This is a genomic window from Nocardioides kribbensis (genome assembly GCF_015070375.1).
Taxonomy (GTDB): Bacteria; Actinomycetota; Actinomycetes; order Propionibacteriales; family Nocardioidaceae; genus Nocardioides; species Nocardioides kribbensis.
In genome coordinates, this window is sequence record NZ_JADCLL010000002.1 from 402,332 (window position 1) to 416,417 (window position 14,086).

Annotated in this window: 12 protein-coding genes; 9 read left to right on the forward strand and 3 right to left on the reverse strand. The window is 68.1% G+C overall.

Going from position 1 to position 14,086, the window contains the following annotated elements; all coding sequences use genetic code 11:
- Window positions 1–24: 24 nt before the first annotated feature.
- From IR170_RS07490 to IR170_RS07505, 4 genes are all read left to right on the forward strand, one after another.
- A complete protein-coding gene (locus IR170_RS07490; RefSeq protein ID WP_193661864.1) occupies window positions 25–669 on the forward strand; it encodes a dihydrofolate reductase family protein in 645 nt (214 codons plus the stop codon).
- A 56-nt stretch (window positions 670–725) separates the two neighbouring features.
- Window positions 726–1,367 carry a DUF998 domain-containing protein gene (locus tag IR170_RS07495; RefSeq protein ID WP_193661865.1) on the forward strand — a complete coding sequence of 214 codons (642 nt, stop codon included), beginning with the start codon at window positions 726–728 and terminating at the stop codon, window positions 1,365–1,367.
- A gap of 326 nt (window positions 1,368–1,693) precedes the next feature.
- Window positions 1,694–4,054, forward strand: coding sequence for an AAA family ATPase (locus IR170_RS07500; protein WP_193661866.1), 2,361 nt, complete (start codon window positions 1,694–1,696; stop codon window positions 4,052–4,054).
- A 273-nt stretch (window positions 4,055–4,327) separates the two neighbouring features.
- The gene (locus IR170_RS07505) at window positions 4,328–5,608 is read left to right on the forward strand and encodes a hypothetical protein (protein ID WP_193661867.1); all 1,281 of its coding nucleotides are present in this window, start codon (window positions 4,328–4,330) and stop codon (window positions 5,606–5,608) included.
- A 206-nt stretch (window positions 5,609–5,814) separates the two neighbouring features.
- Here IR170_RS07505 and IR170_RS07510 read toward each other — a convergent pair whose 3' ends face one another.
- The 3 genes from IR170_RS07510 to IR170_RS20245 all read right to left on the reverse strand — a co-directional run bounded on the left by IR170_RS07510 (window position 5,815) and on the right by IR170_RS20245 (window position 8,979).
- Window positions 5,815–6,957 carry a hypothetical protein gene (locus tag IR170_RS07510; protein WP_193661868.1) on the reverse strand — a complete coding sequence of 381 codons (1,143 nt, stop codon included), beginning with the start codon at window positions 6,955–6,957 and terminating at the stop codon, window positions 5,815–5,817.
- Between the two features lie 178 nt (window positions 6,958–7,135).
- A complete protein-coding gene (locus tag IR170_RS07515; protein WP_193661869.1) occupies window positions 7,136–8,182 on the reverse strand; it encodes an HpcH/HpaI aldolase/citrate lyase family protein in 1,047 nt (348 codons plus the stop codon).
- Between the two features lie 8 nt (window positions 8,183–8,190).
- Window positions 8,191–8,979: an IclR family transcriptional regulator gene (locus IR170_RS20245; RefSeq protein WP_056864942.1), complete on the reverse strand. Its 789-nt coding sequence runs from the start codon at window positions 8,977–8,979 to the stop codon at window positions 8,191–8,193.
- A 232-nt stretch (window positions 8,980–9,211) separates the two neighbouring features.
- Between IR170_RS20245 and IR170_RS07525 the strand changes: the two genes are divergently transcribed.
- The 5 genes from IR170_RS07525 to IR170_RS07545 are packed head-to-tail and all read left to right on the forward strand — an operon-like array spanning window position 9,212 to window position 14,043.
- Window positions 9,212–10,432, forward strand: coding sequence for an ABC transporter substrate-binding protein (locus IR170_RS07525; RefSeq protein ID WP_193661870.1), 1,221 nt, complete (start codon window positions 9,212–9,214; stop codon window positions 10,430–10,432).
- A gap of 35 nt (window positions 10,433–10,467) precedes the next feature.
- Window positions 10,468–11,487 carry a branched-chain amino acid ABC transporter permease gene (locus IR170_RS07530; protein ID WP_193661871.1) on the forward strand — a complete coding sequence of 340 codons (1,020 nt, stop codon included), beginning with the start codon at window positions 10,468–10,470 and terminating at the stop codon, window positions 11,485–11,487.
- Window positions 11,484–12,566: a branched-chain amino acid ABC transporter permease gene (locus tag IR170_RS07535; protein ID WP_193661872.1), complete on the forward strand. Its 1,083-nt coding sequence runs from the start codon at window positions 11,484–11,486 to the stop codon at window positions 12,564–12,566. Before IR170_RS07530 ends, IR170_RS07535 begins: the two co-directional genes overlap by 4 nt.
- On the forward strand, window positions 12,563–13,282 hold the full coding sequence (locus IR170_RS07540; protein WP_082503315.1) for an ABC transporter ATP-binding protein: 720 nt from the start codon (window positions 12,563–12,565) through the stop codon (window positions 13,280–13,282). Before IR170_RS07535 ends, IR170_RS07540 begins: the two co-directional genes overlap by 4 nt.
- Window positions 13,279–14,043: an ABC transporter ATP-binding protein gene (locus IR170_RS07545; protein WP_227488781.1), complete on the forward strand. Its 765-nt coding sequence runs from the start codon at window positions 13,279–13,281 to the stop codon at window positions 14,041–14,043. Before IR170_RS07540 ends, IR170_RS07545 begins: the two co-directional genes overlap by 4 nt.
- The last annotated feature ends 43 nt before the right edge of the window (window positions 14,044–14,086 follow it).

Genomic DNA, 14,086 nt, shown 5'->3' on the forward strand with positions numbered 1-14,086 from the left:
CTGACGACAACCGAGGAGCACCACGTGACGCAACTGGTCAGGGTCCACAACGTCACCGTGTCGAGCGACGGCTACGCCGCGGGGGAGGGCCAGCGCCTCGAGCGACCGTTCGGCAGCGTCGACCCGATGGACCTCATGGGCTGGGCGGTGGGCACGGCGAGCTGGCCCGGGCGCAGCGAGCCCGGCGGCAGCCGCGGCATCGACGACCACTTGGTCCGCGAGTTCCACCGCGACATCGGCGCCGAAATTATGGGGCGCAACAAGTTCAGCCCCCACCGCGGACCGTGGGCCGACGAGGAGTGGCAGGGCTGGTGGGGCGACGATCCGCCGTTCCACACCCCGGTCTTCGTGATGACCCACCACCCGCGCCCCTCCTTCACCCTGGGCGACACGACGTTCCACTTCGTCGCCGGTGAACCCGCGTCGGTGGTGGCCCAGGCCCTCGAGGCCGCCGACGGCAAGGACGTCCGCCTCGGCGGCGGCGCCGACACCGTGCGCCAGTTCCTCAACGCCGGCCTGGTCGACACCCTCCACGTCGCGGTCGCCCCGATCGCGATCGGCGGCGGCTCCCGGCTCTGGACCTCGCCCGATGACCTCCTCGACCGCTACCACCGCGACGTCGTCCCGAGCCCGAGCGGCGTGGTCCACCACCTCTTCTGGCGCGACTGACCGTCCCCGGCCGGTCCGCACCGCGACCGGAACCACCCCGCGCCTACCGTGAGCGCGTGCCCCGCCCACCCGTACGCCGCCCCGGCCGGGCCGCCCACGCCGCCGCTCGCTGCGGCGCGGTCGCCCTGATGGTGCGGCCCGCCTACATCGCCACTGAGTTCATCGTCGCCGCAGCGACCACCGGGGGCTACAGCTTCGTCGCCGACTCGGTCAGCCGACTCGGTGAAGTCGGTTGCACCGCCGCGTACTGCTCACCGCGCCACGAGCTGATGAACCTCTCCTTCATCGGCTTCGGCCTGCTGCTGGCAATCGGCGCGCTGCTGCTCGCCCGGTCGCTCGGCTGGTGGGTCACCGCGCTGCTGGTGGTCTCCGGGCTGAGCTCCGTGGCCACCGGTCTCGCGCCACTCGACCGCGACGCCACCCTGCACGCCCTGGCCGCGACACCGCTCTTCGTGGCCCAGCCGCTCTCCCTACTGATCCTCGGTGCGCGTCTGCGACGCCGCGAGCCGCGGTTGGGGAGGGGCCTGCTCGCGACGGGGGCGGTGACGGCCGCCGCCGCGGTGACGTTCGTCCTGTCCGGCGAAGCGACGACATCCGGCCTGCTCGAGCGTCTGGCGCTGTGGCCGGTCCTCGTCGCGCTTGCAGTCGTCGCCTGGACCCGCATGCGGAGAAGCTCCGCGTTTTCGGCTCAGAGCTGACGGTGTTTCCGAAAGCCGCATCTCAGCAGCACCAGGCGCTGGCAGCATAGGTTCTGGCGGTCAGCCCTCCGCCGTCATCACCCCGCCCCTCCAGGCCGGCGATGGCTGGGTCATTCCGCCCAGAATGACGCACTGCTTACCCGAGGGCGGGATGCGCCGCCGTTCGGCTACGCGAGCGAGCAGGACGTGGCGTTCACCCGCCTCAGTGGACGCGTGTTTTGGATTCACGAGTGAATTGACCTTGCTGTCGGCGGTGGCGCCTAGTCTTTCGACAGTGCGACTCACCGCCATCTGGTGACGCGATCGCAAAACGAACGGGGACACCGGTGCGAATCAAGACGCTCTACATCAGGTTTTACAAGTCGTTCAACTATGACTATCTACGTAAGAGCCACCCCCAGGCCAAGCCCCACCCGTGGGACGTCTTCGACGGCGACAGGTTCTACCCGTTCGTCACCATCCCAATGGAACGCGGCATCACCACCGTCGTAGGAGCGAACGAGTCCGGCAAAAGCCAGACCCTCTCTGCCATCAAGTGCCTGCTCACCGGCGAAGGCATCCAGCGCAAAGACTTCTGCCGCTACTCCACATTCTTCTCCGTCAGTAAGGACATGGCGGTCCCCGAATTCGGTGGCGAGTTCAGTGACCTGACAAGCGAGGAGGCCACGACCATCCGGTCTCTGGCCGGACTCAACCAAGACAGCGCAGTCGACTCGTTTTGCCTGTTCCGCTTCAACAAGCGCAACGTCCTCTACGTCCGGCACGGCGGCGGCTGGGCTGAGCACGAACTCAAGGTCGCCGAGGCCAAGCAGATTTCACTGCCCACCTACTTCGAGATCGATGCCAACATCCCGCTTCCAGACAGCGTCCCCATCGACTACCTCACCGATACGCGAGTCGCCAAGAGCGCGCGACCCCGCAGACAGGCACTTCGCCTCGTCGAAGAGTTCCGCGATGTGTGGGACAACTTTGGCAAGAAGCCAGACACTGCAGAGCAGTTCGCGTCGACGCTGGCGGCCCGACTGACGGCCGGAGCGGGCGACGACGCTGATGACCAACTGGCCTCGCGACTGAAGCTCGCTGAAGACCTCCTAACCCGCGTAGCAGGGATAGACCGGTCCGCCTTCGAAGAACTCGCGAAGGCCGTCAAGAACTCCGAAGGCTATGCGAACGGTCTCGTCTCAAAGATGAACGTCCGGCTCGCAGAAGCCCTCAACTTCCCCAAGTGGTGGTCGCAGGACAGCGAGTTCTCCCTCTACCTCACCCTGCGCGACTTCGACCTCGTCTTCACCGTCCGCGACCGAACCGGGAGCGACTACTCCTTCGGGGAGCGCTCCGGCGGCATGAGTTACTTCCTGTCCTACTTCGTCCAGTACCTCTCGCACGTCCACTCCGGCGGGCAAGAAATTCTCCTGATGGACGAACCCGATGCCTACCTGTCCACAATGGGCCAACAGGACCTGCTCGGCATTTTCGACTCCTTCGCAGCACCAGAAGACCCGACGCACAACCCGGTGCAGGTTGTCTACGTCACTCACTCACCGTTCCTCATCGACAAGAATCACGGCGAGCGGATCCGCGTGCTGGAGAAAGGCGACGGCGAAGAAGGAACCCGCGTGGTCAGCAACGCCGCACGGAATCACTACGAGCCGCTCCGATCCGCGTTTGGAGCGTTCGTTGCCGAGACGACCTTCATCAGCAATTGCAACCTGATGTTGGAGGGCTCCGCCGACCAAGTGCTCCTCGCCGGGGTCAGCTCCATGTCGCGACGACTCGGCACCAACGGTGAGACGCTCGACCTGAACACGCTTAGCCTCGTGCCCTCCGGGGGAGCCGAGCACATCCCATACATGGTCTATCTCGCCACAGGCCGCGACGTCGACACCCCAGCCATCACCGTGCTCCTCGACGGCGATAAAGAAGCCGACGGCATCGCCGCAGAACTCAAGCGCGGCTACCGTGACCGACGACTGATCGACGACGACTTCATCATCCAAACCAGCGACCTCGACCTGACCGAACTCGACGTGGACGTCGACTCCGTTCGTGAGATGGAAGATCTGCTCCCGGCGGAAGTTGCTCTCCTTGCCCTGTATCAGTTCGCAACCGATGTCCTGTCTGAGCCCGACGCCAAGAAGTTCGTGGAGACGCTCACCGAGATCAAAGTGAAGACAGGAGACAAGGTCTTCAAGACAGCCCAAGTCGCTGCTACAGACACGGGAGCCGCGCTCGACGGCCCAGCCATTCGGCTCGACAAGGTTGGATTCGCCCGTGCCGTACTCCGCGTGCTCGATGACGAGGCCAACGCCGATCTGCGTGCTCGAACCTTGAAGAACTTCGAAGTCCTCTTCCGGCACATCAACACAGCCAAACGCTCCGCGGAACGGAAGAACACACGCGAGCGCACAACCAAGACCATGAACCGACTGCGCCGCAACTTTCTCAAGGACCATCCCAGCGGTGCGCGCCGCCGTGACGTTCAAGAACTGCTGGAGAACATCATTGCCCAACTCCAGGAGGGACCCGAAGCAGAGAAGATTCGAGACGACGTGCGTGCCATCCGCGCCGACTTCAAGGTCACCTCGGAACCCGCAACGCCGGTTGAAAAATACGACGACCTCAAGCAGCGTCTTGAGGCCCTCACCTACGCACCCGTGGTTCGGGTCCAGGAGAGCGCACCCGTGTGACCAGCTAGCAGCGGCGGGGACACTCGTTCGAGCAGATGGAAGAACACGGTCGCCCCTGGTGCGTCAGTCCGCCGCGATGCCCCGGGCTGAAAGCCCGCCGCCGACGCAACTGGAGTAGACCGTCGCCCAGCCCGGGCGCGCTGTCCACCCTGTTCAGCGGCATCACGCGCGGTCGAGTGGGAGCATGCCACCGACTTAGTGAGGTGGCGTCGGATGCCACACGAGCGGCACTTGCGGTTGGGTAGATGTATGACGGATCCAATTCCTGCCCCGATGGAGGGGATCTACCCACTTGGGTCCAATCCCGCCAGTGGTGTTTTCGGCGTGCACTCGGGCCGCATGTTGGTCGTCGGTCAAGACGAGCAGGGTGCCGACGTGGAGCTTGCTGCTGGCGAAGGGAGCGTCTGGCTCGACATGAACGACGGACTCACCATGCGGTGGCGCGTAGACACCCCGCAACGGCTGCAGCTGGAGGATGTTCGTCTGCGCCTTTCCCGACGCGGCCTTGGCTCGGTCGATGTCCCAGCCACCGTGACGAACTCGAGCGGATCGGGTCATATCAAGCCGGCCAACCTGGGAAGGTCGGAGAACTTGAGTCATGTGATCGTGCACTGGTTCAACACCCCAGCGATCCTCCCGAGCTCACCGCTGGCGCTGCCGAACGTGACGTTCGCCGGTCGCTGGGTCAGCGAAGCGGCCGGTTGGCGTCTCACGTTCGACCAACGTGCCGACCACACCCAAGCGACAGATCAGGTCCGCGGCACCTCCCGGTCGGTGTTCACACACGTCGGCAAGCTCGAGCGGATTGACGGCTCGGGCTTCACCGCCGATGAAGCCGATCATGTGCTCAGTGGTTGGCAGGTTGCCTTGTCGTTCGCGACCGGACGGTGGGTCGCCCCCGTACTGCCTGTTGGGTACCGGCCCGACGGTGCTCTCGCGTGGGAGCAGTGGGCTCCCTGGTACTGCAGCCGGTACCACGGCCACTTCGGATTCTGGGACACGCACAGGTCGGAGGACCTCAACGAGCTGTGCAGCAAGTTCATGACCCATTGGCTGGACCCGAGCCTGCACGCAGCGGCCCGTCACACTGCCCGCCACGCGATATGCGCGAGCAGTGACGACGCAATGCTGGAAGCCAAAGTGTCGCTGGCCCAGTCGGGCATCGAGTACTTGGCCTGGGTCCAGAACGTCATCGAAGGGACCTCCAGCGCTACGAGCTACAAGGGTTTGCCCGCGCACGCCAAGCTGAACGACATGCTCTCGGTTGCTCAGGTCCCGCTGATCATCCCACCAGAGTTGGAAGGTCTGGCTCGGTTGGCGCCCTCGAACATGCAGACCGGGCCCCTAGCGACAACCTGGCTGCGCAACAAGCTCGTCCATCCCAAGGATGCAGCCCAGCCGTACAAGATCGAATCCGCGTTGTGGTCATGTTGGCTGCTTTCGCTCGAGTACCTCGAGCTGCTTCTCTTACACCGCCTCGACTATCGCGGGCACTATCTCCCTAAACGCCCGCACATCTGGGCGCATCAGTCGATTCCCGTCCCCTGGGCTTAGTAGCCGGATTCGTCGCACCGTTATGTGACTCGGACCGCGGCGCGCCATCAAATCAGGACCAACGGTAATGTGGGTGCGCAGTGCCACGTCGCGACGTCCGTGTCTGTCGCACCGGGTAAGACATTCCGCCGCCTGTCGGGAACGTCTGGATCGGCCGAGTTGGGGGTGTAGACCGAGCGCGGGCTAGGTGGGCAGGGCTGAGGCGCCTACGCGGACTCAACCGCCCGTGCTCTTAAGCGCTTGTGTGCCTCGTAGACGAAGAACGCCTCGTGCTCGTTCGCATCCGCTCGATCCTTAAAGGTGGCAGCGGCTGCTTTGACGATGGTGGGCAATGCGGCCACACCGAACCCAGCCAAGGCGGTCACGCCCACGGTTCCTGCCGCTGCAGCAGCCGCGATCCCGACACCGATACCGATTGCCGCATCCGGTCCTTCGGCCAAGGTGCGCCCGAGGTTGCGCCTGAAAGGGCGCGAGTCAATTCGGTTCTTGAGTTCGTCAATTGAGGGAGCGACCTCGTTCTCCCACGCCAAGGACACGAGTCGCCGGCGTTCCGCAAGTGGCATCGACGAGTCGGCAGGAATGTCTGCACCCTTGCGCATGATGAACCTTCGGAACGGCGTCATATGTTCGGCTAGGTCGGCGCGCAGATCGACGACCTCGTCCAAGGTTGCGTCCGAGAGACCGTCAATCATCGCCATCAAATCGCTGGCATTGCGCAGCACGTTGGCCGAGCGAGGGTCTGAGATCATTCCGTGTGATCCGCTGACGCGTTCGCCGATGCCTGCGTCCAGCATGACTGAGCCAGAGTCCCCGTTTCCCTGCAGCGTCTCAACGAGGTCGATCCATCCGGCGTCGGCGGCGTTCGTGCGGAACTCGAACGACGCTTCCGGAATGCTGCGGCCCTCGCGACCTCGGGGATCCCAAGGTAGTTCCTCGACGATGCCCTGTTCCTGCAGCGCCTGGAGAGCCTTCGATTCAAGCGACCGAGCATTTTGACGATGGTAGGTGAGCTTGTTGTTGGCGAACTGGGAAATCGCTTCGCTGTTGAGCAGTCTCTCCTCGGGAAAGCCGGTCCTGGATCCGTACATGTCGACAACCAGACGGAGCTCCCGGTGAAGTCGGTCGTCGATGCCATACAGTTCCAACTCCGCCGGAGAGTTGCGTACCAAGACCCCGTGCACAGTGGCTGCGAGCGGGACCGGCAGCCGAGACTTCCAACTCTCGACCGCTTCGTTTGAGAGCAGGTCGACGCGCCAGGTTCGCAGCCGGATGTGATCCGCCAAGAGGAGCGCTGGCTTGACCACCTCCTCGTCGTAGCGCGCAACTGACCTAGCCCCCTCGGATGTCACGCCAGCCGGTCCTCCAACGCCCCACACAGGGTCGCTGAACACCGATAAGTCCACAACGTTCTCCATTCCCCCGGGGTGATCGACGCCCGGCGCCCGAGCATAGAACCGATGACCCGTGCCGAAAGGGCGCCGTCGAGACATCCCCATCTAGCCGCGGTGAGTACAGTCTTTCCGCCGCTTATGTGCCCGCTCGCGCCAGCGTCTCTCGGGCACCGCGTACGACCGCGCCGTCGATCAGCCGCCCCGAGTTGTCCAGGGCAACGCTGCTGCCTGAGGCCTCGTAGCGGCTGACGACGTCGTGAGCCGCGGCGACCTCGTCGGCGGTGGGGGTGAGGGCGTCGTGGATGACGGGCACCTGGGCGGGGTGGATCGCCGTACGGGAGCGGAAGCCGAGGTCGAGGGCGAGGCGGGTGCTCTCGGCGAAGGCCTCGAGGTCGCGGAAGTCGGTCGATGTCGGGGCGACCGGGGCCTTCAAGCCGGCGGCGGCGCCGGCGACGACGACCTGGGTGCGCAGGGCGAGGACCACGGCCTCGGTGCGGTGGGTGCGGGTGACGCGGAGGTCGCCCAGGAGGTCGACCTCGCCGATGCCGAAGGCGGTCAGGGCTGGGTGGGTGGACATCTGCTGGAGGGTCTGGAGGCCTTCGGCGGATTCGATGAGGGCTACGACGCTTGGTGGTTTCGAGACGCTCGCTGGCGCTCGCTCCTCAACCACCGGGTGATCGCTCGCTGGCGCTCGCTCCTCAACCACCGGGCGACCGGTCGCTGGCGCTCGCTCCTCAACCACCGCGGGGGTGGGTGGTTTCGAGACGCTCGCTGGCGCTCGCTCCTCAACCACCGCTTGCTCCTCGACCACCGGGCGACCGCTCGGGTCGTGGTTTCGAGACGCTCGCTGGCGCTCGCTCCTCAACCACCGGGGGTGGGCGGTGAGGGCGTCGAGGGCGGTGGGGGTGGCGGTGGCGAGGAAGAGGCCGTCGAGGTGGGGGTGGAGGACGGCGTCGAGGTCGGCGGTGAGGGCGGCGGGGTCGACGCGGACCCAGGCCTGGGCGCCGGTGGTGGGGTCGCGGGTGTCGAGCCAGCGGCGTACGGCCTCGCGGGCCTCGGCCTTGGCGGGCAGGGGCACGGCGTCCTCGAGGTCGAGGACGACGGCGTCGGCCTGGCCGCCGGCGGCCTTGTCGAAGAGGTCGGGGCGGTTGCCGGGCACGTAGAGGAAGGAGCGGGGGAGCACGGGGGTCCTTAGCGGAGGCGGTCGGTGATGTCGTTGGCGGCCTCGACCACCAGGCGGGTCTGGCGCTCGTCGGCGCCGTCGGCGAGGTCGGCGTAGCGGAAGACCGGGCCCGAGGAGCTGACCGAGCCCAGCACGTTGCCCGCGACGTCGAAGAAGGGCGCGGCGATCGAGGCGGCGCCGGTGTTGCGCTCGTTGAGGGAGACGGCGTAGCCGCGCTCGCGGGAGGTGGCGAGGTCGGCGAGGTAGGCCTCGACGTCGGTGTCGGGCTTGAGCGCGACCAGCTGGCGCACGGCCTCGTCGATGAGCGGCTGCGGCAGGTGGGCCAGGATCGCGCGGCTCGAGGCGCCCGAGTGGAGCGGGAAGCGGGGGCCGATCTCGACCACCATCTTGATCTCCTGCGGGCTCTCGAACTGGTCGAGGTAGATGCGCTGGTCGCCCACCAGCACCGAGAGCGTCGTGGTCTCCCGGGTCGCGTCGCGCAGCTTGCGCAGCACCGGCGAGGCCACCGAGCGCACGTCGAGCTGGCTCCAGGCCCGCGCGGCCAGCCCGGCCGCGGCCGGGCCGAGCACGTAGCTGGAGCCGCCCGGCACGGGCTGCACCAGCGAGCGCGACGACAGCGACTGCAGGATGCGGTGCACCACCGCCTTGCTCAGCGCCAGGTCGCGGGCGATGCGGGAGACGCCGAGGGGGTCCTCGGAGCGCGCGAAGAGCAGCAGCACGTCGGCGACCCGGTCGGCCGACTCCGTTCCGCCCGGGGTCTCCCGGGCGGCCTCTCCGCGGATCGGGTCTGTGCTCACGGCGCCTTCTTTCGTCGTAGCGTTTCGCTGACCGGAACTGTAACGCTTGCGTTTCGCGGGGGATAGCCCCTAGAAATCCCCGTGAGAGGCGTGCATACTCACTGGAACGTCGATCGAGGGCCACTCGGGTGCCCGTCAGACGCTCCGCTCAGCGGAACGCACCGACTCAGGCCACTGTTCCCCCAAGAGGAACGCACACTGTGCCCCAGGCACGAAAGGTTGGTCCAGCACCATGAAGAAGGTCTCCCTCGCCGCGGCGTTCGCCGCGAGCGCCCTCGCCCTCTCCGCCTGCGGCGGCTCCGGCTCCTCCGGCAGCGCCGACGGCGAGATCATGATCGGTGCGGTCCACCCGCTCACCGGCGCCCTGGCCGGGGTCGGCTCGCTGATGAACAACGGCGCCCAGATGGCCGTCGACGACATCAACGCCGCCGGCGGCATCGAGGCCCTCGACGGCGCCCAGCTCACCCTCGGCGAGGGCGACAGCAAGGGCGTGGCCGACAGCGGCCAGAGCGAGGCCCAGCGCCTGATCAGCGAGGGCGCGGTCGCCCTGGTCGGCACCTACCAGAGCGACGTCACCGCCAACGTCTCCGCCGTGGCCGAGCGCTCCGGCGTGCCGCTGGTCATCGACGTCGCGGTCGACGACTCGATCCTCGAGCAGGGCTACCAGAACACCTTCCGCATCCAGCCCAACGCCACGAGCATGGGCACCGACGGCGCCAAGGCGCTCATCGCGCTGGCCGAGGCCAACGACGAGCCGATCGAGTCGGTCTCCTACATCCACATCGAGGGCGCCTTCGGCCAGAGCGTCTTCGACGCCTTCGCCGAGGAGGCCGAGGCCAACGGCGTGGAGGTGCTGGAGGAGGTCACCTACCCCGGCACCAACTTCACCGACGCCACCACCCAGGTGCGCGAGGCCGCCGCGGCCGACCCCGACGTCATCGTCGCCACCGGCTACTACCCCGACAGCCTCCTCATCGCCCAGGCCGTCGAGGCCCTCGGCCCCGACGTCGACGCGGTCTACGGCGTGGCCAACGGCGGCTTCGACGACGGCGCCTTCCCCGGCGACGCCGGCCAGGCGGGCAACCAGGTGCTCAGCGCCAACTACCACTACGCCGCCACCGACGAGCGCGTGCAGGACATCCGCACCCGCTTCGAGGAGGAGTACGGCAAGCCCATGGAGACGGCCTCGATGCTGTCCTACCAGGCCGTCGTCGTCATCGCCCAGGCCCTCGAGGAGGCCGGCTCCGACGACCCCGAGGCCGTGCGCGAGGCGCTCGCCGGCATCGAGGTCGACGACCCGCTGCTGGCCTTCGACGGCCCCATCACCTTCGACGAGACCGGGCAGAACGAGAACGCCACCGTCATCGTCATGCAGATCCAGGACGGCGAGGTCGAGCAGGTCTTCCCCGAGGACTTCACGACCAGCGAGCCCGTCTACCCGACCAACCGCTGAGGCGGCCCCCGCCGTCAGGAACGGATGACACCCGGATGACAACGAGCCCCACCGCCACCGATCCCGGAGGCCCCACCATCGTGGAGCCCGACCGGGAGCGCCGCAGCCTGAAGCTGCCGGCGGCGCCCCTCTTCGTCCTGGCCGCCGTCGTGGTCGCGCTGGCCCTCGTCTACACCGTGGGCCAGCGCGAGACCGGCCTGGTCACCCAGTCGGTGGCCACCGGCCTCCTGCTCGGCGGGGTCTACGCCCTCGTCTCGGTCGGGCTCACGCTGATCTTCGGCGTGCTCGGCATCGTCAACTTCGCCCAGGGCGCCATGCTCACCATGGCGATGTTCCTGGTCTACGAGATGTCGACCTCCGGCGGCATCCCGGTCTACGTCGCGACGCTGCTGGCCGTGCCGGTGATGTTCCTCTTCGGCGTGCTGGTGCAGGCCACCCTGCTCAACAAGCTCACCATGGCCGGCAACGAGGAGGGCCCGCTGCTCATCACGCTCGGGCTCTCGCTGCTCATCGTCAACGTGCTGCTGATGATCTTCGGCGGCCGCCCGCTGCGCGTGCCGGGCTCGGTCAGCGGCCGCGTCGAGATCCTCGACGCGATCATGTCCTACGAGCGGCTCATCGCCTTCGGCGGAGCGCTGCTCGTGGCCGGGGCGCTCACCCTGCTGCTGCGCGGCACGTCCTTCGGCCTCTCCATCCGCGCGGTCTCCGCCAACACCCAAGGCGCCTCCCTGGTCGGCGTCGACGTCAGCCGGGTCTACGCCCTGACCTTCGGCATCGGCTCGGCCTGCGTGGCCGTGGCCGGCGGCCTCATGGCGCCCTTCCTCAGCCTGACCCCGTCGGTGGGCGAGCAGTTCACCATCCTCGCCTTCGTCATCGTCGTGCTCGGCGGCCTCGGCAACGTCGCCGGCGCCGTGGTCGGCGGGCTGATCATCGGCCTCGTGCAGACCGTCGGGGCGCTCTACCTGCCCGGCACCGGCTCGCTGATCCTGGTCTTCGGCGTCTTCGTCCTCGTCCTCTTCTTCCGCCCCCAGGGCATCTTCGGAGCGACCCGATGAGCGCCACCAGCACCGCCGGCACGCCCGGCACCCCCGACCCCGGCGCCACGCGCCGCCCCAGCGTCGGTCTCGACGACCCGCGCCTGAAGGACCGCTCCACCTCGCGCACCTACGCCGCGCTGGCGCTCATCGTCGCGCTGCTCGCCGTACTGCCCCTGCTCCTCGACGAGCAGACCGAGGCCGTGGCCATCCGCACCCTGATCTTCGCGATCCTGGCGGTGGGGTGGAACCTGATGAGCGGCTACGGCGGCATGTTCAGCTTCGGCCACGCCGCCTTCTTCGGCATCGGCGCCTACACCGACGCCTACCTCCTGGTCGAGCACGGCGTCTCGCCGTGGATCTCGATGCTGGTGGGCGCGACGATCTCCGCGGCCGCCGGCACCCTCATCGCCTTCCTGTGCCTGCGCTACCGCCTGGCCGGGGCCTACTTCGCGCTGGCCACCTTCGCCTTCGCCCAGGTCTTCCTGCTCGCGGTGCAGAACCTCGACTTCCTGCGCCGCACCGAGGGCTTCAACGTGCCCCTGCTGCTGGAGGACTCCTGGTCGATGATGCAGTTCGAGCAGGGCAGCCCGATCTACTTCTGGATCCCGCTCGCCGTGCTCGCCCTCGGCCTCTTCGGCACGGTCGCCTTCGTCAACTCCCGCGCGGGGCAGTACGTGCAGGCCGTGCGCGACGACGAGGTCGCCGCCGCCTCCCTCGGCATCCGCGTCATGCGCTACCGCCTCGTCACCGTCGCGCTCAGCTGCGCCTTCACCTCGCTGGCCGGCGCCTTCTACACCCAGTACTACTTCTTCGTCGGCCCCGAGCAGGCCTTCGGCTCCGGGGTCTCGGTCAACGCGATCGTGCCCGCCGTCATCGGCGGCATCGGCACCGTCTTCGGCCCGCTCGTCGGCGCCCTGGTCGTCGGCCCGCTCTCGGAGTGGATCGCCCAGATCCTGCGCGACCCGCCGGAGTCCCTCGCCTTCCTCCAGGGCGTGACCGGCCTCGACGTCGCCATCTACGCCGCCCTGCTCGTCCTCATCGTGCTGTTCATGCCCAAGGGCATCTACGGCACCCTGCGCGATCGGTTCCGCTCATGACGCTGCTGCACGTGGAGTCGCTGACCAAGACCTTCGCCGGCCTCACCGCCGTGCGCGACGTCGACGTCGACGTCACCGACGGGGAGTTCCTCGGCATCGTCGGGCCCAACGGCGCGGGCAAGACCACGCTCTTCTCGCTGCTCGCCGGCCAGCTCGAGCCCACCCGCGGCCGCGTCGTCTTCGACGGCCAGGACATCACCGGCTGGGGGCCGGCCAAGGTCGCCTCCGTCGGGCTGGTGCGCACCTTCCAGCTGATGCGGCCCTTCGAGTCGATGAGCGTGCTCGACAACGTCGCCATCGCCGCCCACGGCCGCCACCGCTCCCGCAAGGCCGCGCGCCGCGCCGCGCTGGAGGTCATCGACCGGGTGCAGCTGGACCGCTACGTCCACTCCCCGTCGGGCAGCCTGCCCACCGCCGGCCTCAAGCGCCTCGAGCTCGCCCGCGCCCTGGCCCTCGAGCCGCGGCTGCTGCTGCTCGACGAGGTGCTCGCCGGGCTCGTGCCCGCCGAGCGCGCCCCCATGATCGAGCTGCTGCGCGAGATCCACGCCGACGGGATGACGGTGATGTTCGTGGAGCACATCATGGCCGCGGTCATGGCGCTCTCCGAGCGCCTGCTGGTCATGGCCGAGGGCGCCGAGCTCGCCCTCGGCGACCCCCACGAGGTCATCACCGACCCCCGGGTCGTCGAGGCCTACCTCGGAGAGGACTACGCATGAGCACCCCCACTCCCACCCCGGGTACGGCGCCCGCGCCGCACCGCCCGCCGGGCGACTCCCTGCTGCAGCTGCGCGACCTGCACGCCGGCTATCGCCGCCTGGAGATCCTGCACGGCCTCGACCTGCACGTCGCGCGCGGCGAGATCGTCTCCCTCATCGGCGCCAACGGCGCGGGCAAGACCACCACGCTGCGCGCCGTCGCCGGGCTGGTCTCGGTCACCGGCGGCGAGATCCTCTTCGACGGCGCCGCGGTGCACAAGATGAAGCCCCACCAGGTCGTGCGCGCCGGGCTCGTCCACGTGGCCCAGGACCGCGCCCTCTTCGGCGACCTCCAGGTCATTGAGAACCTCGAGATGGGCGCCTACTCCCAGCCCCGCTCCACGGTGAAGGCCTCCCTGGAGGAGGTCTTCGACCTCTTCCCGATCCTCGCCGCGCGGCGCGCCCAGAAGGCCGAGACCATGTCGGGCGGGCAGCAGCAGATGCTGGCCATCGGGCGGGCCATGATGGCGCGGCCCACCTGCCTGACCCTCGACGAGCCCTCGGTGGGCCTCGCGCCCAACCTGGTCGCCCAGGTGCTCGAGGCCATCGGCCGCATCCGTGACTCCGGGGTCACCGTGCTCATCGTGGAGCAGAACGCCTCGCAGGCCCTCGCCATCTCCGACCGCGCCTACGTCATCGAGAGCGGCGCCATCGTGCTCGAGGGCACCGGCGCCGAGCTGGCCGACGACCCGCGCGTGCGCGAGGCCTACCTCGGGGTCTGACCCCGACCGCACAGCCCGACCGTCGGTCGAGGGGCGCGAGCAG